This window comes from Rouxiella badensis (assembly GCF_026967515.2).
GTDB lineage: Bacteria > Pseudomonadota > Gammaproteobacteria > Enterobacterales > Enterobacteriaceae > Rouxiella > Rouxiella badensis.
The window spans coordinates 1,852,040-1,877,902 of record NZ_CP114062.1 but is presented as its reverse complement, the minus strand read 5'-3'; the positions used below and the strand labels follow the sequence as shown (position 1 = coordinate 1,877,902).

The 25,863-nt window shown below is 51.7% G+C and carries 22 protein-coding genes; 6 read left to right on the top strand and 16 right to left on the bottom strand.

The features are described from left to right. The first annotated feature begins 3 nt into the window (after positions 1-3). A complete protein-coding gene (gene dadX, locus O1V65_RS08750) occupies positions 4-1,074 on the top strand; it encodes a catabolic alanine racemase DadX (RefSeq protein WP_192503632.1) in 1,071 nt (356 codons plus the stop codon). A gap of 26 nt (positions 1,075-1,100) precedes the next feature. On the opposite strand, the gene O1V65_RS08745 is transcribed toward dadX, so the two are convergent. After that, positions 1,101-2,294 (bottom strand): multidrug effflux MFS transporter, encoded by a 1,194-nt coding sequence (locus O1V65_RS08745; RefSeq protein WP_026110408.1) that lies wholly within the window; start codon positions 2,292-2,294, stop codon positions 1,101-1,103. 153 nt (positions 2,295-2,447) lie between these two features. Further along, positions 2,448-3,272, bottom strand: coding sequence for an ammonia-dependent NAD(+) synthetase (gene nadE / locus O1V65_RS08740; protein WP_084913204.1), 825 nt, complete (start codon positions 3,270-3,272; stop codon positions 2,448-2,450). 488 nt (positions 3,273-3,760) lie between these two features. Between nadE and O1V65_RS08735 the strand changes: the two genes are divergently transcribed. After that, on the top strand, positions 3,761-4,525 hold the full coding sequence (locus tag O1V65_RS08735; RefSeq protein WP_017490993.1) for a DUF481 domain-containing protein: 765 nt from the start codon (positions 3,761-3,763) through the stop codon (positions 4,523-4,525). An 897-nt stretch (positions 4,526-5,422) separates the two neighbouring features. Here O1V65_RS08735 and O1V65_RS08730 read toward each other — a convergent pair. The 4 genes from O1V65_RS08730 to yeaG form a co-directional block, all read right to left on the bottom strand. Then, positions 5,423-5,767 carry an MFS transporter gene (locus tag O1V65_RS08730; protein ID WP_139802848.1) on the bottom strand — a complete coding sequence of 115 codons (345 nt, stop codon included), beginning with the start codon at positions 5,765-5,767 and terminating at the stop codon, positions 5,423-5,425. Positions 5,768-6,664: 897 nt separating this feature from the next. Then, complete coding sequence (locus O1V65_RS08725) at positions 6,665-6,997, bottom strand: hypothetical protein (RefSeq protein ID WP_017490996.1); 333 nt, start codon at positions 6,995-6,997, stop codon at positions 6,665-6,667. 290 nt (positions 6,998-7,287) lie between these two features. Then, the gene (locus tag O1V65_RS08720; RefSeq protein ID WP_017490997.1) at positions 7,288-8,562 is read right to left on the bottom strand and encodes a YeaH/YhbH family protein; all 1,275 of its coding nucleotides are present in this window, start codon (positions 8,560-8,562) and stop codon (positions 7,288-7,290) included. Between the two features lie 52 nt (positions 8,563-8,614). Next, positions 8,615-10,549 (bottom strand): protein kinase YeaG, encoded by a 1,935-nt coding sequence (yeaG, locus tag O1V65_RS08715; RefSeq protein WP_017490998.1) that lies wholly within the window; start codon positions 10,547-10,549, stop codon positions 8,615-8,617. A gap of 473 nt (positions 10,550-11,022) precedes the next feature. On the opposite strand from yeaG, the gene O1V65_RS08710 reads away from it, so the two are divergent. Further along, positions 11,023-11,772 (top strand): MipA/OmpV family protein, encoded by a 750-nt coding sequence (locus tag O1V65_RS08710; protein ID WP_017490999.1) that lies wholly within the window; start codon positions 11,023-11,025, stop codon positions 11,770-11,772. 203 nt (positions 11,773-11,975) lie between these two features. After that, entirely contained in the window at positions 11,976-12,830 is an 855-nt protein-coding gene (locus tag O1V65_RS08705) for an aldo/keto reductase (protein WP_017491001.1), read from the top strand. 61 nt (positions 12,831-12,891) lie between these two features. On the opposite strand, the gene O1V65_RS08700 is transcribed toward O1V65_RS08705, so the two are convergent. Together O1V65_RS08700 and gapA are read right to left on the bottom strand one after the other, a co-directional pair. Continuing rightward, complete coding sequence (locus tag O1V65_RS08700; RefSeq protein WP_227956085.1) at positions 12,892-13,758, bottom strand: D-hexose-6-phosphate mutarotase; 867 nt, start codon at positions 13,756-13,758, stop codon at positions 12,892-12,894. Positions 13,759-13,875: 117 nt separating this feature from the next. Next, a complete protein-coding gene (gapA, locus tag O1V65_RS08695; RefSeq protein ID WP_017491003.1) occupies positions 13,876-14,874 on the bottom strand; it encodes a glyceraldehyde-3-phosphate dehydrogenase in 999 nt (332 codons plus the stop codon). Positions 14,875-15,219: 345 nt separating this feature from the next. Between gapA and msrB the strand changes: the two genes are divergently transcribed. Both msrB and O1V65_RS08685 read left to right on the top strand, forming a co-directional pair. Beyond that, positions 15,220-15,633 (top strand): peptide-methionine (R)-S-oxide reductase MsrB, encoded by a 414-nt coding sequence (gene msrB / locus O1V65_RS08690; RefSeq protein WP_017491004.1) that lies wholly within the window; start codon positions 15,220-15,222, stop codon positions 15,631-15,633. A gap of 130 nt (positions 15,634-15,763) precedes the next feature. After that, positions 15,764-16,039 carry a YeaC family protein gene (locus O1V65_RS08685; protein WP_017491005.1) on the top strand — a complete coding sequence of 92 codons (276 nt, stop codon included), beginning with the start codon at positions 15,764-15,766 and terminating at the stop codon, positions 16,037-16,039. Between the two features lie 87 nt (positions 16,040-16,126). On the opposite strand, the gene O1V65_RS08680 is transcribed toward O1V65_RS08685, so the two are convergent. The 8 genes from O1V65_RS08680 to sppA form a co-directional block, all read right to left on the bottom strand. Continuing rightward, complete coding sequence (locus O1V65_RS08680; protein WP_269130525.1) at positions 16,127-17,473, bottom strand: efflux transporter outer membrane subunit; 1,347 nt, start codon at positions 17,471-17,473, stop codon at positions 16,127-16,129. A 29-nt stretch (positions 17,474-17,502) separates the two neighbouring features. After that, positions 17,503-19,479 carry a MacB family efflux pump subunit gene (locus O1V65_RS08675; RefSeq protein WP_269130428.1) on the bottom strand — a complete coding sequence of 659 codons (1,977 nt, stop codon included), beginning with the start codon at positions 19,477-19,479 and terminating at the stop codon, positions 17,503-17,505. After that, the gene (locus tag O1V65_RS08670; protein ID WP_017491008.1) at positions 19,476-20,621 is read right to left on the bottom strand and encodes an efflux RND transporter periplasmic adaptor subunit; all 1,146 of its coding nucleotides are present in this window, start codon (positions 20,619-20,621) and stop codon (positions 19,476-19,478) included. Before O1V65_RS08670 ends, O1V65_RS08675 begins: the two co-directional genes overlap by 4 nt. A 133-nt stretch (positions 20,622-20,754) precedes the next feature. Continuing rightward, positions 20,755-21,000, bottom strand: coding sequence for a hypothetical protein (locus tag O1V65_RS08665; RefSeq protein ID WP_269130427.1), 246 nt, complete (start codon positions 20,998-21,000; stop codon positions 20,755-20,757). Between the two features lie 327 nt (positions 21,001-21,327). Then, positions 21,328-22,110, bottom strand: a complete 783-nt coding sequence (gene map, locus O1V65_RS08660; protein ID WP_269130426.1) for a type I methionyl aminopeptidase — start codon at positions 22,108-22,110, stop codon at positions 21,328-21,330. A gap of 65 nt (positions 22,111-22,175) precedes the next feature. Beyond that, the gene (pncA, locus tag O1V65_RS08655) at positions 22,176-22,823 is read right to left on the bottom strand and encodes a bifunctional nicotinamidase/pyrazinamidase (protein ID WP_192503635.1); all 648 of its coding nucleotides are present in this window, start codon (positions 22,821-22,823) and stop codon (positions 22,176-22,178) included. A gap of 9 nt (positions 22,824-22,832) precedes the next feature. Continuing rightward, positions 22,833-23,843, bottom strand: coding sequence for an asparaginase (gene ansA, locus O1V65_RS08650; protein ID WP_017491012.1), 1,011 nt, complete (start codon positions 23,841-23,843; stop codon positions 22,833-22,835). A 163-nt stretch (positions 23,844-24,006) separates the two neighbouring features. Next, complete coding sequence (sppA, locus tag O1V65_RS08645) at positions 24,007-25,863, bottom strand: signal peptide peptidase SppA (RefSeq protein WP_017491013.1); 1,857 nt, start codon at positions 25,861-25,863, stop codon at positions 24,007-24,009.

The window sequence follows — 25,863 nt, the reverse complement described above, 5'->3', positions numbered from 1 at the left end:
TTCATGCCACGCCCGATTTCTGCCACCCTGTCGATGTCCGCTTTAGATAATAACCTACAGGTGGTTCGTCGCCACGCGCCGCACAGCAAAGTCTGGTCGGTGGTAAAGGCCAACGCCTACGGGCACGGTATCGCCCGTATCTGGCAAAGTCTGCAAAGTACCGACGGCTTCGCGCTGCTCGACTTCAACGAGGCGGTGCTGCTGAGGGAGGCCGGTTGGCAGGGGCCTATTCTGCTGCTCGAAGGATTTTTCAACCCCGGCGATCTCAAGGAAATCGATCGCTACCGTCTGACTACGAGTGTTCACAGCCATTGGCAGTTGGCGGCATTGTCTACCTTTGAGGCCAGCAAGCCTGTCAATATTTATCTGAAGATCAACAGCGGCATGAACCGTCTGGGCTTTCACCCGAACGAGGCCGCTGATGTCTGGGGTCAGCTTCGCGCCATGCCACAGGTCGGTGAAATCACGCTTATGAGCCACTTCGCGACTGCCGACAGTCCCGAGGGGGTGAACTGGCAGGTGGATAATATAGAGAAAGGGACGCAGCAGATCCCTGGTCCCCGTTCGCTTGCCAACTCTGCCGCGACGCTATGGCACCCGCAGACCCATCACGACTGGGTGCGCCCGGGTATTATTCTCTACGGCGCGTCGCCGAGCGGTAGCGTGCAGGACATTGCCAATACGGGTCTTAAGCCTGTGATGCAGCTGCGCAGTGAGATTATCGCGGTGCAGGGACTGGTGGCGGGCGACCGCGTCGGATATAGCGGACGCTACCGCGCTGAGCGTGAACATCGCGTTGGCGTGGTGGCCTGCGGTTACGCCGATGGTTATCCACGTCATGCGCCGAGTGGGACACCGGTTAGGGTGGGCGGCGTGCAAACGGTGACGCTGGGGACGGTGTCGATGGACATGCTAGCGGTGGATTTGACGCCGTGCCCCGATGCGCAGATTGGTACCGGGGTTGAGTTGTGGGGCGATAACCTGCCGATTGATGACGTTGCCGCCTCGGCGGGAACGCTGGGATATGAGCTACTGACCGCGCTTGCGCCTCGCGTCCCGGTTATCGTGAAATAGACTGCCTGGCCCCTGAGGGCCAGTTATCATGAATGGGCGGTGAGGATTGTTTTAAGCTTTTTGCTGCGACGTTTCGCTGACCAGGCCAGCACGAAAGCCGTCAGCATGACTACGCCCAAGCAGGCCTTAGGCTGCATCGGTAAGGCCATTGCCAGCAGTCCGAGGCCCGCGCCGCCCGCCATCTGCACGAATCCTACCAATGCTGAAGCAATTCCCGCCTCGCTCGAATATGGCTCAAGCGCGTAGCTGGTCGCCGGGCCAATGACGAAAGCCAATCCGGTACAGGCGCTCGCTACGGGCAGCATATATACCCAGGTCTCCAGCTGAGTTTGTGCGGGCAAAAATGCGATACCGGCATACAGCGCCGTGCCGCCCAACAGCATAAATACGCCACCGGCCGCAAGACAAACGGGACGGCCAACCTTGCGGATAATACGGTTGGCGATGTAGCTCATGAGCATAATCCAGAAGCCGTTAGCGCCAAAGACCAGCGAAAATTGCAGCGGAGAGAGCCCGCCAGTGGTCATCAACACGTTTGGCGCAAGGGAAACGTAGGTCAGCGCCATGCCCATTGCCCCTGCGTTGACCAAAGCAAAGATAAGAAAGTTGCTGTCGCTAAGGATGCGCCAATACTGACGCAACGGCAGGCTGCCGACCTGTCGAGTATGCGCAGGGCGAGTTTCCGGCAGGAAGGCCAGCACCAGCAGCAGGGTTACGGTGGTATAGCCAAGCAGCGCCCAGAAAGGCGCGCGCCAGCCGTAATATTGGGCAATCAGCCCGCCGATTAACGGCGCGAGAGCGGGCACGATATTCAGGGTACCGTTGAGGAAACCAAAGGCGCGCGCGGCGTCATCGCCTGAAAGTCTGTCGCGCACGCTGCTGAACAGCACCACTGAGGTACAACAAACACCGAGACTCTGCACAACGCGGGAAGCCATAAACATCGCAGCGTTAACCGAGGTGGCGGCGACGCTGACGCCTATCATGTACAGCAAAATACCGGCAATCGCCATCGGGCGACGGCCGTAGCGGTCAACCAGCGGTCCGGCGAGCAGTTGCCCAAGGCCCAGCACCAGAATAAACAGCGAGATCGACGATTGAATGACGCTCTCGCTGCTGTCCAGTCCGCGGGAAATTGCTGGAATCGCAGGCAGATAGAGGTCGATACCCAAGGGGCCGAGCAAAACCAGAGTTAATAATAAGAAAAGGAATTTTTGCATTGCGTTGCGCGCATCCATTCTAAAAAAGGGTACAAGAGTAATGATTTCGTTACTAAATAGAAAGAGACGCGGTGAATGAGGTGTACTGAAAATTGGAAAATAATCAGGACACCGCTGGCGATGTCCCGAACGAATTGAGGTTATTGCAGGGGATTATTTCCAGAAGTCATCAAACACGGTCACCGGCGGTTGACGTTTGTGCTCGGTCCGCAGGTACCAGTTTTCGATAATTTTCGCATACTGTGGCTCGATGGTTTTGCCTTCAAGGTAGTCGTCAATCAGCTCATAAGTCACGCCGAGTGCGGCTTCATCGGGAAGAGCGGGGCGATTGTCTTCCAGATCGGCCGTCGGAGCCTTGGTGTAAAGATGCGCCGGGCAACCCAGATGCTTCAGCAATGCTTTACCCTGGCGCTTATTTAGGCGGAAGATAGGGTTGATATCGGTGCCACCGTCACCGTATTTGGTAAAGAATCCGGTGACAGCTTCGGCCGCATGATCAGTGCCGACCACCACGCCAGATTTCATACCGGCAATGCTGTACTGCGCTTTCATACGCTCGCGTGCTTTTTCATTACCTTTAATAAAGTCGCTTAACTCGATGCCAATATCACGTAACGTTGCCTCGCTTGCCAGCACGGCGTTTTTGATATTTACGGTTAACACACTGTCAGGCTTGATAAAATTGATAGCGTCGAGGCAGTCTGACTCGTCTGCCTGAACGCCATACGGCAGGCGTACGGCAATAAACTGATAGCCTGCATCCGGAGATTCGCTGCGTAATTCGTTAATTGCCGTTTGGCAAAGTTTGCCGGTAAGAGTAGAATCCTGCCCGCCGCTTATGCCAAGTACCAAAGACTTAATAAAAGGGTGAGCACGCAGGTAACTTTTTAGGAAATCGACGCTGACGCGAACTTCCTGCTCCACGTCGATTTGTGGTTTGACGTGCAGAGCCTGGATTATCTCTTGCTGAAGTGCCATGAACATTCCTCCTGAAGGCTGCCAGCGAAAACCGCGGCAAAGACTTATGTTTTAAAACATAGTTTAAAACTAACCCGCGCCGGAGAAAAGGACAAGGTTCGACGAGGGTTAGCAGGAAATTGCGAACGCAACAGCATTTTATCTGCGCTGTTGAGGGCGAGAAGGACAGTAGTGAAGATGCAGATCGAAGGGCGGAGTCAAACAACGCGTATTTCCTTCGCGTAACCGTTGAAAGTATGAAATCAACGAACCGAAGCGTAATGTTTTTGTATGTATATATTTCAGGAAATATACAACCCTAAGAATGCTCTAAAAAACCAGCGGTGGCAGGGATATTACTGGCTTGGTGTTGTATATTTGTTGACTTAGTAATATGCCAGAATGCTGAGCAGTAGAAACTGCAAAGGCATATATGCAAATGCAGTGATGGGCATAATTATTCCACTGGCTATTAGCCTTTATTCGCCTAAATCTATTGGGGAAACCAAATGTTTTTCAGGGTTGTTCGTCGTTTACCCGCTTGTGCCATCGTATGTGGTGCTGCGCTGTTTAGTGTTTCAAGTCTTGCTGATACTGATGTCTTCACCGCGTTAGATAACCCAGCCACCGCGAAGAAAAATTTCGACGGTAACGTTCAGGCCGGTTATAGCGCGCAAACGGGGAATAGCAGTAGCAATAACCTCAATGCCAATACCACTATGACCTGGTTCCAGCCTAATACGGCTTACAGTATTTGGGGCTCAGCGGTTAACACCTCTTCTTCAGGCGTTCGTTCTTCAGAAAAATATCAGGCGGGGGGGCGTACACGTTACAACCTTTCTGATGTGAACTACCTGTTTGGTCAGGCTAACTGGCTGACTGACCGTTTCAACGGTTATCACGCGCGTGATACTGCGACCCTGGGTTATGGTCGTCAGATCTGGAATGGCCCAGTTCATACCCTGAACCTTGAAGCCGGTCCGGGCGTTCGTCATGATGAATTCACCGCAGGTGGCAATACCACTAAAGCTATCGCCTATGCGTCTGGTACCTATTCATACCAGATAAGCGATACCGCGAAATTTAGCGAAGGTGTTTCTGTTTTAGCGGCAGACGATACGACCGTGAACTCCGAAACGGCGTTGTCAGTTGCTATTAACAAGGACTTCTCTCTGAAAGTGGCTTATGACGTGACTTACAACACCAAGCCGCCTTCAAGCGCGCCTAATAAAACCGACACCGTGACCTCAATTAACCTGGTCTACGGTCTGTAAGTTTCAGTTTTTAATTAAAAAAGTCAGCCTCAGGGTTGGCTTTTTTTTTACCCTTCATTCTACTGTCCAAAAAAAAGCCCGCCATGGTGGCGAGCTAAAAGAAAATCCAATATTTACACATACATGCTTAGATAGCACGTCTCTAAGGTAACACGGGGTAGAGCGGCGGAATGTCAGGATCCTGTAATCGAATTATTAAAAAACTGATTTTATCGTGTGGATGAATCACAGAGCACAGAGGGAAAGAACATGGATATGAGTGAGAGTACGGCATCACCTCGAGTCATTAAACCTTAATTCATATTGTTGGATATCAAAGTCTGTTAATTGCCCAGTATATAAATCATGGAGTATGAAGATAGCTAATATTGCACTCCTTTTGTGCAATATTTTAGGGGACAGAGTATTAGAAAAGAGGTTAACGGTTGGTTGATTATTAATCCATTCGGGATTTCAAACGCTAAATTATGAGATTTTCATCACCTTTTTTTAAATCCCCTCCATTTAGTGTCCTCTCACTTTTTAAGTATGAGATTTTCATCACTATTTTGATAACTATATTATGACAACATTTATTTAACGAGGCGTGATTAAGTTGTGAACAGGCAATAAGTGGGGGAAAGACTATGATGACTTACAATGAAAAGGTTTGGTTAGGGATATTTGCAGTGTGCACCTTGTTCTGGATGTCGCTGGCTGCCGCTGGCTTGTATGCCGCCATTCACTGAAAACGAATCTACCCCAAACAGCATAAGTAAGGAAAGGCAACACGACTAAGGACCTGCTAAGCATCCTGATGATAAAGCATAATGGGTTAACGCCATTAGTCATCAGTCTCAGCAGGTCACTTTCTCGAAAATTACAAGAAATCTTTAGCTAATGCCTAGGATTCTTTTTTTACCAGGGAATGGCTTTCTTTTTCCAGATGACATTGTCTTTATTTTTAATTTTGAAGTATAAAGCGGGAATAATCAGCGACGCCGCAATGGCGACGATGAACAGTAGCCCTTTAAGCGCAAAGTTGCTTGAGGCAGGATAAAAAGCAGAAAAAATGACCGCCCAAATCGCGACCAGCACAATTCTCAGGTAGCGTATTTTCCTTCTTTCTGAAGCACTCACGTGTCCCTTAACTCTTTCCGCACCGCATTGAATGCAGCGGTCTTGTTGTTTAACAAGTTCGCTCTCGCAAAAAGGACAATGATTTTTCTCTGGTGAAAAAGATTCGTTCGTCATGTTGTTCATAAAAGTTACCGCATTTATTAGTATAAGTACTCGGCATGAGTATTTCACAACCGCGGCATAGGATTTTGCTTAAACTTGAACGAAGTGGGTTCTATTCGTGCTTTTTTTTGATTTTTTATTATTTTAATCAATAGGTTGAGAAGTGGTGGTGATTTAGGTTTAGTCCTAAAAAGCAGCGGGCATGAGGCGTTTGAGATAAGCAATGAGCGTGGGGAGGCAACGCCATCCCCGTACCATCGAAGAGTTGATTATCTAGAGTGCTTTACGCTTCCAGATAATGTTGTTTTTATTTTTTACTCTGTAATAGATATAGGGAAATATGAATGAAAGCACAATAGATAAGGCAAATGCCAGGAAAAGCATCGGAGGATTACTGGTAGTAGGATACAAATAGTAGAAAGTCAGTGCGCTTGCAATTAAAAGAGTAATCACAGCCATCCGCCTCGATTTTCTTGCAGATGCATCAATATAACCTTTTATCATATGAGCCTTGCAGTTTGAACAATGCGTCACGTCTGCAGGCATTTCCGTATTACAAATAGAGCAGGTGTTAGTATCGGACCTGAGTTTATTATTCATTCGTTATACCGCTTCGTAGTCGTAAGTTTGAACTGTTAAAAGCATTCCATACGCTGGCATGGAGTAAAATGATTATTAATAGTAAAGCTATGTAATTAAATACTCTTATTGTGTCAATAGTTTAGAACACCAGCGCGCTTTATAGCAAACCTAAAACATAAAAAAAATCCGAGATGGGCTTTTAAGACCCTGTTTTGAAGGAGGCACGCAGGCGCGCGCAGAGCTCGCACGCTGTAGAGAGACATACCTTAAGGGATGAAGAGGGAAGTATGACGAGAGGGAGAGGGTAAACATGCCTCAAAAGAGGCATTATCATGTTTACGTCGGGCTGCTTTTCCTTTTCCAGATTATGTTATTTTTATTTTTAAACCTGTAATAAAGGTGTGGAACAATAACGATCAGTATTATTCCGACGATAAATACGCTGACTAACAGGACAATACTACCGGGTTCCTGCAGTTGAAAATAAAAGTACCCGCAGAGAATAATGAATAATGCAGCACGGAATAAATTGAGCTTTTTACGTTGCTGGGCATTGATGTGGCCAACGACTCTCTCGGCACCACATTGCTTACATCTGTCTGATTTCTCTTCTAAATTTGTGTGGCAAAAGGGGCAAACTTCTGTTTCTGGTGTAAGATCAGTATTCATTTATTGATACCGCGCTCGTGTGCGTGAATGAATGAAATAAACCTTGTCGGATCCATGGGAACTCCCATTCTAACGAGGGTGCTTACCTCAAATGCTGTCAGAGGGATGAGAATGACGCGCTGACCGGGATGATCCAAAATAGCCTGATCAATAGACTACACCCTGAGTGTGACATTGTATCGTTTATTATATTTATGAGTTACTGACGGCAGAGTAACACTCCAGGTTGAATTACAAAAAAACAGCCAGTAAGGTTAATTACCGGCTGTGATTTTAATAAGCAATGAAGATTAGTTTTCTGTCGTCTGCTTGTGGAACAGTTCGCGGAATACAGGATAAATATCTTCCTGTTCACGGATGTGCTGCATAGCAAAGTTGCCAAAATGCTGCTGCAGAACCTCGTACTCACGCCACAGCGTCTGATGCGCACGACGCGTAATCTCGATATAGCTGTAATAACGTACCATCGGCAGAATTTTCTGCGCCAAAAGCTGGTGGCACAGCGGTGAGTCATCGGCCCAGTTATCGCCGTCCGACGCCTGCGCCGCATAGATGTTCCACTGAGCAGGGTCGTAGCGTTCCTGAATCACTTCATCCATCAACTTCAGTGCGCTGGAGACAATGGTTCCCCCCGTTTCCTGAGAGTAGAAGAACTCTTGTTCGTCGACCTCTTTCGCCTGAGTATGGTGACGTATATACACCACGTCGACGTTTTTATAGGTACGGCTCAGGAACAGATAGAGCAGGATATAGAAACGCTTAGCCATATCTTTGGTGGCCTGATCCATCGAACCGGATACGTCCATCAAACAGAACATCACCGCCTGACTCGAAGGCTCGGGGCGACGTTCATAGTTCTTGTAGCGCAGGTCGAAGGTGTCAATGAAAGGCACTTTGGCAATTTGCTGCCTCAACTCTGCAATTTCTTTTCGCAGCCGTTCCTCCTCTAACAGCTGGGCAGGTTCGCTGTTCTCAACCTCGGCAAGGTTACTTTCCAGCTCACGCAGCGTTCGTTTTTTCCCTGCCGACATCGCCGTCCGGCGCGCCAACGAGTTTTGCAAAGAACGGACGACGCTAATATTGGCCGGAACCCCGTTGGAGGTGAAGCCCGAGCGGTGCGTTTTGTATTCAGTAAGCTGCTTATACTGGTTTTTCTTCAGGTTCGGCAGCGCCAGATCCTCAAAGAGCAGGTCGAGATATTCGTCTTTCGATATCTGGAAAGAGAATTCGTCCTGACCTTCACCATCCTGGCTGGCATCGCCTTGACCACTGCCGCCACCGCCTCCGCCCTGAGGGCGCTCAATGCGGTCGTTCTGCACGAAGTGATCGTTGCCAGGATGAACGCGGTGGCGTAACCCACCGCGGCCCTGATGAAACATGGGTTCGTTGATATCTTCAACGGGGATCGACACGGACTCCCCGCTGCTAACGTCGGTAACCGAACGCTTATTGATGGCCTCGGCGATCGACTGTTTTATTTGCGACTTATAGCGGCGCAAAAAGCGCTGGCGGTTAACCGCGCTTTTATTCTTGCCATTCAGTCGACGGTCAATAAAGTACGTCATATAGCCCCCAAACAACGTTGCCAACGATCCCCGCTTTAACTCCGAGTGCTTGTTACGATGATTTCCTCACGCGCAGATACCATTCACAAAGCAGGCGAACCTGTTTACGTGTATATCCTTTTTCCATCATTCGGTCGACAAAGTCATCGTGCTTTTTCTGCTCATCGGTCGACGTCTTGGCGTTAAAGGAGATAACTGGCAGCAACTCTTCGGTATTTGAGAACATTTTTTTCTCAATAACCGTGCGTAACTTCTCGTAACTTGTCCAGTTCGGATTACGACCACTATTATTAGCACGGGCTCGCAGAACGAAGTTGACTATTTCGTTACGGAAATCTTTAGGGTTGCTAATACCTGCCGGTTTCTCAATTTTTTCCAGCTCGGCATTCAGGGACTCACGGTCAAACAGCTGGCCGGTATCCGGGTCGCGATACTCCTGATCCTGGATCCAAAAGTCGGCATAGGTGACATAACGGTCGAAAATGTTCTGTCCGTATTCCGAATACGACTCAAGGTAGGCGGTCTGGATCTCTTTACCGATGAATTCGGCATATTTAGGGATCAGATAGCCTTTCAGGTGCTCGAGATATTTCTCTGCCACGTCCTGCGGGAACTGTTCACGCTCAATCTGCTGTTCCAGTACGTAGAACAGGTGAACCGGGTTGGCCGCCACTTCTGCATGGTCAAAGTTAAATACGCGAGACAGAATTTTGAAGGCAAAACGCGTAGACAGGCCGTTCATTCCTTCATCAACGCCGGCGTAGTCACGGTATTCCTGATACGACTTGGCTTTCGGGTCGGTATCTTTCAGGCTTTCACCGTCGTAAACCCGCATTTTGGAGAAAATGCTTGAGTTCTCAGGTGATTTCAGGCGTGAAAGGATAGAGAACCGCGCCAGGGTTTCAAGGGTTCCCGGTGCGCATGGTGCATGCACTAGTTCACTGTGGCTAAGCAGTTTGTCGTAAATCTTCATCTCTTCCGACACGCGCAGGCAGTAAGGCACCTTCACAATATAGACGCGGTCAAGGAAGGCTTCGTTGTTTTTGTTGTTGCGGAAGGTCACCCACTCAGATTCGTTGGAGTGTGCCAGGATAATCCCGTTAAACGGCAGGGCAGAGATCCCCTCAGTCCCGTTATAGTTACCTTCCTGGGTCGCGGTCAACAGCGGATGCAAGACCTTAATTGGCGCCTTGAACATCTCGACGAATTCCATCACACCCTGGTTTGCACGGCACAGTGCGCCTGAATAGCCGTAGGCGTCAGGATCGTTCTGCGCGTGGTTTTCAAGTTTGCGGATATCGACCTTACCCACCAGCGCCGAAATATCCTGATTGTTTTCGTCACCGGGTTCGGTCTTGGCTATCGCAATCTGTTCGAGAATTGACGGCCAGACTTTAACTACTTTGAACTTGGTGATATCGCCGCCAAACTCGTGCAGACGTTTTGCCGCCCAGGGCGACATAATAGTGCCGAGGTAGCGGGTTGGAATGTTGTATTCTTTTTCAAGAATATGGGCATCCTCCTGCGGATTAAACAGGCACAGAGGATGGTCGTTGACCGGGCTACGTTCACCGTTGGCGCTCAAGACGTAAATCGGAACCCTTTGCATTAACGCTTTTAGTCTTTCAGCCAGGGATGATTTACCGCCGCCGACTGGGCCGAGTAAATAGAGGATCTGTTTCTTCTCTTCCAGGCCCTGAGCGGCATGTTTGAGATAAGAGACAATTTGCTCGATTGCTTCCTCCATCCCATAGAATTCTTCAAAGGCTGGATAGCGTGCGACAACACGGTTGGAGAATAAACGCGACAGGCGTGGTTCAAGCGCGGTGTCGACCATGACGGGTTCACCTATTGCCATCAACAGGCGTTCCGCGGCATTAACATAAGCACTGCGATCTTGCCGAGCGATGGTAAGAAATTCCTGCAGTGTGAACTCTTCATCCTTGGCAGCTTCATAGCGCTGGCGATAATGGTCAAATATGTTCATAGATGCCCGTCCTTCGTTATTTAGCACAGGTTAAAGAGAGCCAATAAAGCGGTGATACAGCTCCCGGAAGAAAATTCCCCTTACTGACTATCTGTTAAAGATTTAGCAACCCTTATGCCAACTTATTGTTGCTCTATTTAATTTAAGTAGAGTCATGGTCAGTCATGAGCAACACGTACAGGTTACATCCTCAGCAAGTTTTTTCTCCTATATATAAGCGTAGTTTGACCTTGCAAAAATTTCCTGTGCGAAATGTTAGTTTTTTAAGCCATATCAAGGACTCAGTTATTGGAATACCGCTTTCAGGCCTTGCAGGACGTGGGGTGCAGGAATAATGAGCATTTTTTAGTCATAATTATTTCATAATCCGCATATAAATTATTCGGTTGCTTTAGGTTTTTGTGCGAATTCCCTGACGCTTCGTTACAGATGTTTTACACTGTCGCCGATTTCAAAACTTACGGATGAATGTAATGAAAACTGTCTTTCTCAAGGCTCTGCCTTTCGCTGCCGTTGCAGCAATGCTCTGCCAGTCCGCCTATGCGGGTGACCTGTCTCTGGGCGCAGCTGCGCTCGGCAGCTCCAGCGTTTATCGCGGATACGACACTAAAGTTTATCCGATCCCTGTTATCGACTACGAAGGAGACAATTTCTACTTCCATTCGCTGATGGGAGGATACTATCTGTGGAAAGACAAGCAAAATCAGCTGAGTCTGGTAGCAGGTTATAATCCTTTCGGTTTTAAACCGAGCGACAGTGACGACGACCAGATGAAACGTCTAAACCGTCGTCGCGGCACACTGATGGCCGGCGTAGCCTATAATCATGATGCGGAGTGGGGCACCCTTCGTGCCATGCTGACCGGCGATACTCTGAACTACAGCAATGGCATTGTCGGCGATTTGGCTTATCTTTATACCTTCCATGGCGACAAATGGGCCGTTGTCCCTGGCGTGGGTGTGATGTGGGACAGTGCTAACGAGAACAAATACTACTACGGCATTAACAGTAGCGAGTCTCACCGTAGCGGCCTGAACAGCTACAAGCCTGGCGACAGCGTTAACCCCTATGTTGAAGTTTCAGCACGTTACAGCTTTGCCCCACAGTGGCAGGCGTTCGTGACCGGTCGCTACATCCGCCTGGCTGATGAAATCAAAGACAGCCCTATGGTAGATAAATCTTATACTGGCGTCCTGATGACCGGAGTAAGCTATACCTTCTAATGACGGCATAAGCATCAAGGTGCACTAATTTGGTGCTTATTTTGCTACTTAATGGGGCGTTTCGCCCCATTTGCACGTCTGGAGGGCAGCGGCGACGTGGTCATTGATTTTGAGAACTGCCTCACAGTATTAAAGGTGAAGAGGCTTTGCACACTCTTAACGCTTTTCACACCGAATAATAATGACCTGGACAGGAGCAAATGATGAACGCGAAAACCGTAGAATTTCCTAATGGAACACGGGTACCCGCCGTTGGACAGGGTACCTGGTTTATGGGAGAGCGAGAGTCGGCCTTTCGCTCTGAAGTCAATGCCTTACAGCAGGGGATTGACCTGGGGATGACCCTGATTGATACCGCAGAAATGTATGCCGACGGTGGGGCTGAACGAGTGGTGGGTGAGGCGATTGCCGGTCGCAGGGATAAAGTTTACCTGGTCTCGAAAGTCTATCCGCAGAACGCAGGGGGCGCTCGCGCAGTGAAAGCCTGTGAACAGAGCTTGCACCGTCTTAAAACGGACTGTATCGACCTCTATCTGTTGCACTGGCGTGGATCGATCCCACTGGAAGAAACCGTGCTTGCCATGGAGTTATTGCAAAAAGCCGGTAAAATTCGACAGTGGGGTGTCTCGAATCTTGACACCCATGATCTCGACGAGCTCTGGCAGGTGCAGGGGGGACAGAAGTGCATGACCGATCAGGTGCTTTACCATGCTGCTTCTCGCGGGATTGAACACCAACTTCTGCCCTGGTGTCGCGACCATGAGATGCCGATTATGGCTTATTGTCCGCTGGCACAGGCGGGTAATCTCCGTCAGGAGGTGTTGCATCATCCCATTATGCAACAGCTGGCGAGGGCAAGAAACGTCAGCAGTGCGCAAATCGCGCTGGCGTGGGTAACGCGTTTCGATAACGTGATTGCTATTCCGAAAGCCGTACAGCCTGACCACGTCAAAGAGAATGCCGCCGCACTTAACCTGCGTCTCAACGCACACGAACTTGCGCTTATCGACCAGGCGTTCCCCGCTCCGAATCAAAAGACTCCACTGGATATCGTTTAAAAAAAGGGACGACAGAGGTCGTCCCTTTTTGGCGCTACCTTTTATTTAAAACCTAAGGCTTTTATTTAATACCAAAGACGATCGCCAGTTTCGCGGGTGCCGCGGCGGTGCTTATCTGGGAATGTGAGATAGCCGCGGTCTCGACGCAAACCATGGTTTTATAGCCGTCATCGGCCATGTCTTTCATCGATGCGGAATTCTCCGCACCCGGATTCCAGCTCACCACGTCGCTATTGCCTTGATGTTTAACGCTAAGGGTACGTTTGAGCACCGGATCGACAATCAGGCTTTCTTTTTCGGGATCGGTAAAGATGCGATCCGTTAAGCCATTGAACGTCAGTGGGCCTTGCAACAACGCGGTTTCGCCATTGGCCACCTTATCGATATAAGGCTGGCCTAAACCTTCTACCTTCACCTCGCTAATGTCACCAATCTCGAAGTAGGCGTGCAGGGCGCTGGTGGTCTCAAAGTCGCCGTGCGACTCGAGTTCGATGGAGCATTGATCGCCGAAAGAGAAATGTGCATGCAAGGTAAAGGCGTGCGGCCAATATTTGCGCGTCTCTTCACTGTCTTTCAGCGTAAGGGTCAGGTTGACCACCGAATCATTCTCGCTGTGCGCGGTTAACTGCCAGGGTAGGTTGCGTGCGAAGCCGTGAGAGGGTTTACCTGCGGGCCCAAACCAGGGCCAACACACGGGAACGCCGCCTCGGATGGCAACACCCGGCTCGAAGGCAGTTTCGCTGCTCAGCCAGATGACCGGTTTCTGGCCAGTCGGTTGCCAGCTCACCAGATGTGCGCCCTGAAGCGTGATGGCCGCACGACCCTTCGGATGCGTGATAACCAGCAATGGCAGGTCTGCAATTTGGCTTTGGCTGATAGAAGGAGAGATTTGTTTGGTCACGGGAAGCGTGAAAAATTGTTCGCTCATGGTGTAGTCCTGTGCAATATCGAGTGAAAACTACGACAGGGAAGAACTGACAGACGTTGGGCTAAACGAAAAAGGGCGACTTATCGTCGCCCTCTGTCAGTCCAACACAACGTTAACTTATTTGTTAGCGATGTGAGAGATCAGGTCCAGAACTTTATTTGAGTAGCCAGTTTCGTTGTCGTACCAGGAAACCAGTTTCACAAAGTTGTCGTTCAGAGCGATACCTGCTTTAGCATCGAATACAGAAGTCAGTTTTTCGCCGTTGAAATCGGTAGAAACCACTTCATCTTCAGTGTAGCCCAGGATACCTTTCAGCTCGTTTTCTGAAGCGCGTTTCAGTTCTGCACAAATTTCTTTGTAAGAAGCTGGTTTTTCCAGACGCGCAGTCAGGTCAACAACGGAAACGTTAGGGGTAGGTACGCGGAAAGCCATACCGGTCAGTTTACCGTTCAGAGCAGGAATAACTTTACCTACTGCTTTAGCTGCACCGGTAGAAGAAGGGATGATGTTCTGAGATGCGCCGCGGCCGCCGCGCCAGTCTTTGTGAGACGGGCCATCAACGGTTTTCTGAGTTGCAGTCGTTGCGTGAACAGTGGTCATCAGCGCTTCAACGATACCGAACTTGTCGTTGATAACTTTAGCCAGTGGCGCCAGGCAGTTGGTGGTACAAGAAGCGTTAGAAACGATTTCCTGACCATCGTAAGAGTTGTGGTTCACGCCCATCACGAACATAGGAGTGTCATCTTTAGAAGGGCCAGTCAGAACAACTTTCTTAGCGCCAGCTTCGATGTGTTTACGTGCGGTTTCGTCGGTCAGGAAGATACCGGTAGCTTCCGCTACAACGTCAACGTTCACTTCATTCCATTTCAGGTTAGCTGGGTCACGCTCAGCGGTAACGCGGATGGTTTTGCCGTTAACAACCAGATGACCGTCTTTTACTTCAACGGTGCCGTCAAAACGACCGTGAGTAGAGTCATATTTCAGCATGTATGCCATGTAGTCAGCGTCTAACAGGTCGTTGATAGCAACGATTTCGATGTCAGAACGTTCCTGCGCAGCACGGAAAACGATACGGCCGATACGGCCAAAACCGTTGATACCTACTTTGATAGTCATATATTCCACCAGCTATTTTTCAGTGAATAAAGGTTGATTGTAAAATTACAAAAACCTTGGTGAGCGTCAAGCGGAATCGCAACAATTGTTGCGGTAAGTCAAACCTTGCACCTACTATTGTTCGCTTATTGTACGTTCCGTTTCATTATCAGCTGTTACGCATATTGGGGCGTATTTACGGGGTTTAAACTGCCGCAGATCAAATATGTGATCACCATCACACATGTCTGCGCCCCGCACCAATGGCATAGAGTTTAAGCCAAAACCGGCTGACTCGTTGTTACTTTTTTGTTATTATTAACTGTTATTTTAGTTGATTTTTTCATCTCGAAGAGAACGGCACCCATGGCCAACGAATTCAAAGATACCCCTCAAAATCCAGAACTTACTGAAATTCAACGTTATGTGACGCAAGAGCGCGGCACGGAGCGCCCCTACACCGGAAAATTGCTGCACAATACGCGTGACGGCATCTATCACTGCCTGTGCTGTAATGCGCCGCTGTTTTACTCGGACACCAAGTTTGATGCGGGCTGTGGATGGCCGAGCTTCTATCAACCGGTGACGCATGATGCTATTCGCTATCTTACCGATAATTCTCATGGGATGGAGCGCGTAGAGATCCGCTGTTCCAACTGTGACGCGCATTTGGGCCACGTTTTCCCTGATGGTCCAGAGCCTACAGGTGACCGTTACTGTGTGAATTCCGCGTCAATGAGCTTCATTGATGGCGAGAACGGCGAGAAGACTGCAGGCTAATTTCTTCGGCAGACCCGGCAAGTTCCGCGCCGGGTCTGCCGCAGGGAAATATTAAAAACATTTAACAAAATCGATTCAGCCATTTATTCATCAAGCTGGAATAATTCTGTGAAGCGTGGGAGTGTTTTGAATGGAAATTCGTGAACTTGTCGACGTCATGACCCCTGAAATTTACCAACGTCTCGCCTTGGCCGTCGAGTTGGGCAAATGGCCGGACGGCGTCCGTTTGACCGAGCAGCAAAAAGAGCACAGCCTTCAGGTCGTCATGCTCTATCAGGCACGCCATAACGTTGACGCCCAGCATATGACGGTGGGTACCGATGGTCAGATAGTCACAAAGAGTAAGCAAGAGCTTAAGCACCAGTTTCTCCAGGAAAGCTTGATCAAGATTAAGAATGGTTCCTGACAGTAAACCGGTGTTCCTCTAACCAATCTCTAGAGACAGGGGCTGGCACCGGACGAGTCCCAACCCTTAATTGTTCACATGGCGAGGTCATTGGCGCTGGTGATAATCCCCGCCGAGCGCAGCATAGATCTGGACCGCATTATTTCGGCGCGCCAGCGTATTTTGCATCAGGTTCAACGTCGCTCGTCGACGAGCGCCTTTTGCGTCGAGCCAAGGTTGAATGTCTGTGCGCCCAAGCTGCCAGCGTGAGAAGGTCACGCGTTCAGCCTCCTGCGTCAGGGCCAGCGCTTCATTGAGATACTGTGCCTGTTCGCTCAAACGGATGCGGGCGGAGAGCGCGTCTTCTGTTTCCTGCAACGCGCGATACAGCGTTTTTCTGAAACTGACCGACTCGGCTTCATAGGCCACGCGAGCACTCTGGTTGCTGAGCCGGGCTGTATTAAACTGAACGAATGGCAGGGTGAGCGCGGCGGCCAACTGCCCTATGGGGTTGGCCAGATACTGCGTCAGCGTGGGACTCGAGGTGCCATAGCTGCCGGTCAAGGTCAGGGAAGGGTAAAAACTAAGACGCGTGGCATCGGCATCCGCCAGACTGCTGCGCACCCTCAGTTCTGCGGCGTGAACATCGGCACGCCGTGAGAGCAGGTCCACCGGTAATCCTGCCGCAGGGACAGGCAAGACAGTGTCCGGCAAGTCATCAAGCTCGGGCTGTGGTGACTCCGGTGGCGCGCCCATCAGTAGCGCAAACGCATGTCTGGTCTCGACAATTTGCTGCTCAAGCTGCGATAACGTTGCCTGCTGGCTGACTACCGACTGCCGGGCAAATACCTGATCCCCTCCCGAAATTGCCCCAGCGCGATAGCGAATCTGCGTTAGCTCCAGAGTACTGCGCGCGTCATGCAGGTCGGCGAACGCCTGGGTGCGCAGACGATGCAAATAACCAAGCTGCCAACGCGTCTGCGCAACGGCAACGCAAATCGCCAGACGTGCCGCCCGCCAGTCGTTTTCGCTCGCCTGTGCATCGAGTTCGGCCGCTTCGCGCTGCGCCATCGCTGTCCCCCAGATGTCCAACGGATAGCTCAACGTGAAATTTCCCCCCGCAAAGCGCGAAGTGGAAGGAGCAAAACCCTCGGGGGAGTTCATTGGGCGACTGACGCCGGCATTGAATCCCAGTGAATCCGAGGGCCAGCGTGAAAGCCCGCTTAATGACGACTGAATCTGTGCCAGCTTCGCCCGCAGCGCGCTAAGCTTAATATCGTCGTTTTGACGCAGCGCCTGCGCCAATACTGCGGGCAGATCCGCGTCACCCAGAGAGGCCCAAAAATCGGTCTGCTCTTTCGTCGCAGGGGACGGCATACTCCAGTGCGTGGGGAGCTGCGGCGGCGTGGGCGGAGAACTTCGCAGCAGGCCGCAGCCGCTTAACGGGATTAACATACTCAACAGCATAAGCCTGCGCAGGTTTCTCATTCGCGAGCCAGCGCTTCTGCGGGGTCTAAGCGGGCGGCCTGCCAGGCAGGAAGCCAACCCGAAAGCATGCCGACCACGACCGCACAGCCCACGGCAATCAGCATGGCCTTCAACGAAAATACCATCTGCCACGAGGGTATAAACAGCGCCAGCACAGCGCCGAGGCCGAGTGACACCGTAACGCCAATCGCGGCACCTATCAGACAGAGCAGCACGGCTTCGGTCAGGAATTGCCATTGGATATCGCGCGGACGCGCACCGACCGCCATACGTACCCCCGTTTCTCGGGTGCGTTCAGTGACTGAGACCAGCATGATGTTCATCACGCCAATACCCCCGACCAGCAGTGAAATCAGGGCGATCAGCGATAAAAACAGCGTTAGCGCAAAACTGGTTTTTTCAATAGAACTCACGAAAGCCGCGCTGTCCTGCATATAAAAGTCCTGCCGCCCGTGCAGACGAGTCAGGAGGCTTTGTATCGCTTTTTTTGCCGATTCTGACGTGAGGCCGTTTTCCAATGAAACGGCTATTGAACTGAACCAGTTCTGACCGAGAAGCCGGCTGCTGGCGGTGGTCCAGGGCATCCACAGCGTTAGCGCCCCGTTATTGTAGGCTGAAGTACTGCGCATGACGCCCACGATACGGCACGGCTGTGTGCCGACCAGAATAATTTGACCCAGCGGGTCTATACCCGTCGGAAAAAGTTTCTGCTGCAAGGCCTGATTGATGATAACCACAGAGCCGTTTTGCGCCACGTCACGCGGCAGCAGGCTGCGGCCTGCCAGCGTCTCAAGATTGCTGGTTTCAAGGAATTCTGCACTGGTGCCGTTGACGCTGGCGTTGGTGTCTGCGCGCTGCCAGCGAATACGCAGACTGGCGTTGACGTTGGGCGTTGCGGCTTTTACCCAGGGCTGGGCCAGCAGTAGCTTGAGATCTCTCGGGCCGAGCGATCGTCGGCTTGCGGCCTCATCATCACCGAAACCTTTGCCCGGATGCAGCGTGATGACGTTGCCGCCCAGCGTGGCGAGCGTATCCAGAACGTAGCGTCTTGCCCCTTCACCGGCGGCGTTGAGACAGACGACGGAAACAATGCCAATCACGATGCCCAGCAGCGTGAGGCCGGAACGCATCTTGTGAACCGAGAGCGTGCGGCAGGCGCCGAGTAGATTATCGGTGATGGCTTCCCAGCGAGTGAGCCGCCGGTGAGGCGTCTCTCCCTGGGTTCCAGTAACTAAAGGGGGCGCATTAACGTCTTTCGATTTTTCAACGTATTCCGATTTTTCGGCCTGATTGGGTTGGTCTGAGCAGAGCTGTCCATCGCAGAGCCGGAGAATACGCCCGGCATAGCGTGCCACCTCGATGTCATGGGTGATGATAATGACTGTATGCCCTTGACGATGTAACTGCTGTAATAATTGCATCACATCACGGCCGTTTTGGCTGTCCAGTGCGCCCGTCGGCTCATCGGCCAGAATAATCTCCCCGCCGTTAATCAGGGCTCGGGCAATACTGACACGCTGCTGCTGGCCGCCAGAAAGGCGAGTGACGCCGCGTGTCTCCAGGCCGCTCAGACCCAACTGACTCAGGAGACGCAAGGCTTTATCACGCCGCAGCGCGCGCGGATGACGGGCATAACGAGCAGGGACCTCGACGTTATCGGCTACCGACAGCGACGGGATCAGATGGTAACGCTGAAAAATAAACCCGAACCGCTCTCTGCGCAGGCGCGCGCGGGCGTTGCTGTCAAAATGCTGAACGTCTCGCCCATCGATGCGATAAGCCCCGTCACTCGGCCGGTCCAGGCAGCCAAGGATATTCATCAGCGTGGACTTTCCCGAGCCAGACGGCCCCATAATCGCCACCATCTCGCCGGCATGAATATCCAAAGAAAGGTTATTGAGCACCGTGACTTCCGCGTTTCCGTTCTGAAAACGGCGACTAATAGCGGTCAGAGAGAGCAGTGGCGGCGTCATTTCGTCGTCTCGCTCGGCGGCAGGCTCGCTATCACCAACGCCTCCCCGTCCTGTAAACCCTCCTTGACCTCAATCCTCGTACCGTCGTCAATGCCGGTCAGGATGGTTCGTGCGACCGTTTTCCCCTCGGTGCCCATCAGGTTGACCCGATAGTGGCTGGCGTCAATCTGCGGGCCAAGGGCGGTGACGGGGATCGTGAGCACGTTATCGGCGCGTTGCAGCACAACGCTGACCAACGCAGTCATCTCAGGCCTAAGCGTGCCCTGCGGATTGGCGACGTCAAACAGGGCATTATAAAAAACGGCATTGTTAATGGTCTCCGGCGCGGGTTCGAGGGTGCGAAGCGTGCTACATAACGGGCGAGTGTCGGCTCCAAGGGTGGTAAAACACACCGGCAGGCCAGGTTTTACCCGGCTGATGTCTGCCTCGGGGATCTGCGCGCGTACGGTCATGATGCTTAGGTCAGCAATCTGTAAAATAACCGGTATCTGGTAGGAGGCCACGACTGTCTGGCCAGCTTGGGTATTGACCGACACCACCGTGCCGCTAACCGGCGCGATAATCCGCGTGTAGCCAAGATTGGTCTTGGCGGTATCGACGCGAATTTGCTGCTGGTGGATTTGTGCATTCATCGAGGTGAGTTGTGCCTGCTGCACCGCGATATCCGCCTCGGCCGACTCCACGTCCTGCTGCGAGGCCGCGCTTTGCGTATACATTGCCTGCTGGCGTTTGAGCAACAGGGCAGAGCGCTTCACCAGCGCCTGATTAGCCCTCTTTTGCGCCAGTAAACTGTTGAGCGCAACCTCGGCATCCTGCAGGGTATTCTGGGACAGGGTAGGGTCAATCTCGCCGAGCACTTGACCTTGATGAACAAAGTCTCCGGGCGTGACGCTTAGGGTTTTAAGCTGCCCCGAGGCCTGAGAACCGACGTCGATGCGTTTAATCGGCTGGAGAATGCCGCTGGCCATGACGGTAAGTTCGAGCGTTTGCCGGGTGACCCTGACGGTCAGCGGCGGAGCAGGAGACGCGGTAAACGCTTCCCCATCTCCCCAGAATAAAAAGGCTAACAACAGCAGTAAAATAATTACGCCAATCTCTTTTTTATATTTTATGTTTTTTTTAGGCGGTAGGCGCGGTGGCATTATTTATAAGATCCTTCAAGGTGCGCTTTGTAATAACTCTGGCTTATATATTTATTGGGTGAATTATTAATATTGAAATATTGCTGAAGATTATAAATAACCCCCCTCCCAAAAGCAGGAGGGGGGGTGAAATTTAATTATAACATGCAAATATTTGTCCGACGGTGGTATCCGCCGGCAATAGTCCCAAAGCCTTAAGAATTTCCCCAGCATCTATTTGGTCGGCAGGAGTGCCCGCCGGCACCAGGCTGTGCAGCGTGGAGCAAATATCTGGGGAAGTAATCGGTGGGATAGGCAGCAGGTCGGCGTTAGCCGCAGAGCTGAAACCAACGGCACTAAACAATACGGCTACGGCAGCGAGCGATTTGAATTTATTCAATGGAAGTTTCCTTAATCCTTAATGGAAAATAATTTCAGAGTTAACGTAAGCAGAAGGTTATTTCCTGTCGTTAACTCACCATGCCAAAAATAAAATAATTATTAAGTTTGGCGAAATCAAAACTAGCCCATTGCGTAGAATTTAGTGAGTGATTTATTGGTTTTTTTAATCAGAACTTGATCGGCGTCGTAATTTTATGAGTTAGGTTTTTTATTTATTTCGTTAAGTATTTCCAGTCTGAATATATATAAATATTGGGTGGGGTATTATTTATGAATTATTCTTTCTCCTGCTTTTATTTAAGCAGGAGAAAGAATGGCGATGCCGTTACAGGGCGTCGTAATCGCCGGTACCTTCTGGCCACGGAGTCAGCAGATCATAACCGGTTTCAGTGACGGCAATGGTGTGCTCCCACTGTGCCGACAGCGAGCGGTCTTTGGTGACGACGGTCCAGCCGTCAGACAGGACGCTGGTTGCCGCTTTGCCTGCGTTGATCATCGGTTCGATGGTGAAAATCATTCCCGCTTCAAGCACCAGACCTTCGCCCGGACGACCGTAGTGCAGTACCTGCGGCTCGGTATGGTATTCCTCGCCCACGCCATGGCCACAGTATTCGCGCACCACAGAGAAACCGTTGCTCTCGGCAATCTGCTGAATCGCTGCGCCGACGTCGCCTAGCGTGGCACCTGGGCGCACCGCTTTAATCCCTGCCACCATCGACTGATAGGTCACCTCAACCAGACGCTGCCCGCGAATGGTCGGTTTGCCGACGTAGTACATGCGGCTGGTATCGCCGTACCACCCGTCCTGAATAATGGCTACGTCAATGTTAACGATATCGCCGTCCTTCAGTTTTTTATCGGCCGGAATGCCGTGGCAAACCACGTGGTTCACCGAGGTACACGAGGTTTTGGTGTAGCCGTGGTAGCCGATGTTAGCGGGCGTTACCTTCAGCTCGTTGACGATATAGTCGTGGCAAAGCTGGTCAATTTCATTGGTTGTGATGCCGACTTTGACGTAAGGCTTGATGAACTCGAGCACTTTTGCCGCCGTGTTACCGGCGATGCGCGCCTTTTCGATTTCCTGCTGGGTATGAATCTTTACAGTCATAGTTAATCGACTTCTTTTGGTAGTGAATCGGGGCGGGAAAGGGCCGTCACCCGACGTCGTGAATTTTAAAGGGTAAAGTGCAGGTTGCTGACCAGCTGAGAGAGGTTTTGTACCTTGGCCCCCGCCTGCTGCATCTCTTCGATTGCCCGCTTGCTGTCATCGGGCTGAAGATTAACGCCGCGACAGCCGTCGCTTAACAGCGTCACCTGATATCCCAGCGCCAGCGCATCGAGCACGCTGAACTTGACGCAGTAATCGGTCGCTAGCCCCATAACAATCAGCTGCTCAACCTGCTCGCGTTGCAGCCAGGGGTGCAGCGCGGTTGCCGCTCGCTTACCGTTATCGAAAAAGGCGCTGTAGCTGTCAATCGCTGCGTCCTGACCTTTATGCACAATGTAGTCCAGTCCGGCAGTGTTGAGCTGGGGGTGAAAGTCTGCGCCTGGCGTGTTCTGCACGCAGTGTACCGGCCACCATACCTGCGGCAGGCCTTCGAGTTCGCCGACCGTCCACGGCTCGGCCGAGGAGTTTAGGGCAAAACTGCGATGATCTGCCGGGTGCCAGTCCTGCGAGGCCACGACCTTGATATTGGCATGACGACAGGCGGCAATAGCCAGATTGGCGATGTTGACCGTTTCATCGCCTTCGGCCACGGCCAAGGCACCGCCGTGGCAAAAATCGTTCTGCAGATCGATAAGCAACAGCGCAGATTTCATCTTATCCCCTTAAAGAGTTAACTCTCCGCGCAGGTCTTGCTGCATCTGTTCGCGGATCTCTTCCGGCGAAAGCGGCTGGCTCAGCAGGTAGTGCAGCTTAGTCAGCGTGGCTTCCACGGTCATGTCAAAACCACTGATAACGCCCGCGTGCGCCAGCGCATTACCGGTTGCGTAACCGCCCATGTTCACCTTGCCGGAGATACACTGGGTCAGGTTTACCACCACGATGCCGCGCTCGGAGGCCTCTTTAAGCTCCTTCAGCAGGTCGCCTTTCTGCGGCGCATTGCCAACGCCGTAAGAGCGCAGAATAAGCGCTTTCACCGGCTGCTGCAGGAAGTTACGCACCACTTCAGCAGAAATGCCCGGATAAATCGTGACCACGCCAATCGGTTGCGGCGTAATGTTATGCACGCGCAGCGGACCGTGGGTTGCCGGAATAGACGGCGTAGCGAGACGGCGAATATGAATCCCGGCCTCGAGCAACGGTGCCATGTTCGGAGACGCAAAGGCATCAAAACCATCGGCGTGCGCCTTGGTGCTGCGGTTGCCGCGATACAGGCGATTGTTGAAGAACAGCGTGACTTCGTTAACCGGGTGGTTAGCGGCAATATACAGGGAATTGAGCAGGTTGATTTGACCGTCCGAGCGCAAAGCCTCAAGCGGGATCTGCGAACCGGTGACGATTACCGGCTTGTCGAGGTTCTCTAGCATGAAAGACAGCGCAGAGGCGGTGAACGCCATGGTATCCGTGCCGTGCAAGATAACAAAACCGTCGTACTGGTCATAGTGCGCCTGAATGTCGTCGGCGATGTGCTGCCAGTCTTCCGGCGTCATGTCCGACGAATCCATCAGCGGTGAATATTCCTGAATATGGAAATCAGGCATTTCAGGACGGTGGAACTCGGGCATCAACGCCAGCTGGCGCTGTAAATGGCCGGATACAGGAATGTAGCCCTGTTCTGAACGCTGCATGCCGATAGTACCGCCGGTGTAAGCAACGTAAATCGATTTTTTAGTCATTTGAACAATTCTTTTTTAATCAGCCAGACAGGCCAGGTGGGGCGATTATAAAGCGACTGGGGCAGGAATAAAATGTGAATGCGAATTGATTAAAAAAATGGCCTCAGAAAAGAGGCCATTTTGGGGTTTTCGTTCAGAAATTAAGCGTTATTGCGTGGGTGAATTACTTCACGTCACCGCAGGTGAGACACATCGCATAGCGATTTTGTGGATCGTTCAGATTATTGAACAGGTCCGCCTGTGAGCTCATTTTCAACGCCACGTCGGCAACCGGAGCAGGCAGATAAGCCTGCGCGACGGCCGGGAGCATCGCATGAACGGAGGCGTTCATCTGCGAGAACACCATATCGGTCAGGCTTGGCTGATCGACGTACCAGTTAAGCTGCCATTTTGGCAATTTTGCCAGCTCGGCCGCTTTCTTGACTGCGTCATCGAAATCACCCAGTTGATCGACCAAACCGTTGTTTTTAGCATCGGTACCGATCCACACGTGGCCCTGCCCAATCTGGTCAATCTGCTCAGGCGTCTTGTTGCGCGCCTTGGCAACCAGGCCAATGAAGGTCTTGTAGCCGTGCTCAATGTTCATCTGCATCATCTGCGAGAACTCCGCAGGCAGCGCTTTGGTGGTCGCGATATCGGCCAACGGGGAGGTTGCTACACCGTCGGTGTGCACGCCAAACTGACCCAGCGTGTCCTGATAGGTATTGATCACCCCAAAGATGCCGATAGAGCCGGTGAGGGTGCTCGGACTGGCGATAATATAGTTGGCCGGTGTGGAGATCCAGTAACCGCCCGACGCCGCCATTCCGCCCATAGAGACCACCACCGGTTTACCCGCCGCTCTGGCAGCAGCCAGTTCGGAACGGATAACCTCTGAGGCGCTTACGCTGCCACCCGGACTGTTAACCCGGAACACAATGGCTTTGATTTTAGGATCGAGTCTCGCCTGACGAATTTGCTCAGCGGTGGTATCGCCGCCCACGTCGCCCGCCTGACCTTCGCCGTCTACAATCGCACCGTTGGCAAAGATAACCGCGATTTGTGGCGCGTTATCATCCTGCTTTTGTTTTGGCGAGTAGTCGTCAAGGCTCACGTAGTTGAAGTCTTTCTTCTGCTTGTTGTAGCCAAAGGCCTTAATCATCGCATCGTCAGCTTCGCCGCGTGAGGCCAGTACATCAACCAGCTTGTTTTTCAACGCGTATTCGGCAGTATCGCCGTCCACCTGCTGTAGACCGGTCAGCATGCCCGCCGCGCCCGGGAACAGCTGTTCCGGTGTCAATTGGCGGTTGGCAGACACGGTATTCAGATAGTTGTTCCACAGGCCGGTGACCCAGCGGGTATCCGCATCACGCGCCGCAGGCGACATGTTGTCGCGCATTAACGGTTCAACCGCTGATTTGTAAGTCCCCACGCGGAAGATATTGGTGGTCACTTTCAGCTTATCGAGCAGCGTCTTGTAGTAAAGCGTGTTGGTGGCGAAACCGTGCAGGTCAACGGTCCCCATCGGCGACAGATAAATCTTGTTGGCGAAGCTGGCCAGATAATACTGTGACTGGTCATAGCTATCACCCACGGCGTAAATCTGTTTGCCAGAGTCACGGAACTCGCGCAGCGCCTTGCCGATATACTGTAGCGAGGCCTGATCGGTGCCGGTGAAATCGGTCAGCGAGAGCACCATACCGGTGATGTTGCTGTCGTTTTTGGCGGCACGAATAGTGTCAACCAGGTCAAACAGCGAGGTTTCCTGCAGGCGATTGCTCGAGGTACCCAGCAACTCGCGGCCAATCTGGCGAACCTTGTTGTTGACCGTGGGTTTATCTACCACCGAACCGCTCAGGTTCACCAACAGTGCACCCTTGGTCGGTGTCTCGACAGGCTTGGATTGCAGCTCGAAATAAATCCCGACGGCGACCAAAATGATCAACACCAGGAAAAGATTAAGAATAAATTCTCTGACAAAATTAAGCAGACGCCAGGTCCACCTAAGAAATCCGGCGATGATTCGCCACAGTATGCGCAT

Bases quoted from the DNA above. Each gene is read 5' to 3' on its own strand.
- dadX (WP_192503632.1), top strand. From the start codon at position 4: ATGCCACGCCCGATTTCTGCCACCCTGTCGATGTCCGCTTTAGATAAT.
- O1V65_RS08745 (WP_026110408.1), bottom strand. From the start codon at position 2,294: ATGCAAAAATTCCTTTTCTTATTATTAACTCTGGTTTTGCTCGGCCCC.
- nadE (WP_084913204.1), bottom strand. From the start codon at position 3,272: ATGGCACTTCAGCAAGAGATAATCCAGGCTCTGCACGTCAAACCACAA.
- O1V65_RS08735 (WP_017490993.1), top strand. From the start codon at position 3,761: ATGTTTTTCAGGGTTGTTCGTCGTTTACCCGCTTGTGCCATCGTATGT.
- O1V65_RS08730 (WP_139802848.1), bottom strand. From the start codon at position 5,767: ATGAACAACATGACGAACGAATCTTTTTCACCAGAGAAAAATCATTGT.
- O1V65_RS08725 (WP_017490996.1), bottom strand. From the start codon at position 6,997: ATGAATACTGATCTTACACCAGAAACAGAAGTTTGCCCCTTTTGCCAC.
- O1V65_RS08720 (WP_017490997.1), bottom strand. From the start codon at position 8,562: ATGACGTACTTTATTGACCGTCGACTGAATGGCAAGAATAAAAGCGCG.
- yeaG (WP_017490998.1), bottom strand. From the start codon at position 10,549: ATGAACATATTTGACCATTATCGCCAGCGCTATGAAGCTGCCAAGGAT.
- O1V65_RS08710 (WP_017490999.1), top strand. From the start codon at position 11,023: ATGAAAACTGTCTTTCTCAAGGCTCTGCCTTTCGCTGCCGTTGCAGCA.
- O1V65_RS08705 (WP_017491001.1), top strand. From the start codon at position 11,976: ATGAACGCGAAAACCGTAGAATTTCCTAATGGAACACGGGTACCCGCC.
- O1V65_RS08700 (WP_227956085.1), bottom strand. From the start codon at position 13,758: ATGAGCGAACAATTTTTCACGCTTCCCGTGACCAAACAAATCTCTCCT.
- gapA (WP_017491003.1), bottom strand. From the start codon at position 14,874: ATGACTATCAAAGTAGGTATCAACGGTTTTGGCCGTATCGGCCGTATC.
- msrB (WP_017491004.1), top strand. From the start codon at position 15,220: ATGGCCAACGAATTCAAAGATACCCCTCAAAATCCAGAACTTACTGAA.
- O1V65_RS08685 (WP_017491005.1), top strand. From the start codon at position 15,764: ATGGAAATTCGTGAACTTGTCGACGTCATGACCCCTGAAATTTACCAA.
- O1V65_RS08680 (WP_269130525.1), bottom strand. From the start codon at position 17,473: ATGTTAATCCCGTTAAGCGGCTGCGGCCTGCTGCGAAGTTCTCCGCCC.
- O1V65_RS08675 (WP_269130428.1), bottom strand. From the start codon at position 19,479: ATGACGCCGCCACTGCTCTCTCTGACCGCTATTAGTCGCCGTTTTCAG.
- O1V65_RS08670 (WP_017491008.1), bottom strand. From the start codon at position 20,621: ATGCCACCGCGCCTACCGCCTAAAAAAAACATAAAATATAAAAAAGAG.
- map (WP_269130426.1), bottom strand. From the start codon at position 22,110: ATGACTGTAAAGATTCATACCCAGCAGGAAATCGAAAAGGCGCGCATC.
- pncA (WP_192503635.1), bottom strand. From the start codon at position 22,823: ATGAAATCTGCGCTGTTGCTTATCGATCTGCAGAACGATTTTTGCCAC.
- ansA (WP_017491012.1), bottom strand. From the start codon at position 23,843: ATGACTAAAAAATCGATTTACGTTGCTTACACCGGCGGTACTATCGGC.
- sppA (WP_017491013.1), bottom strand. From the start codon at position 25,863: ATGCGCATACTGTGGCGAATCATCGCCGGATTTCTTAGGTGGACCTGG.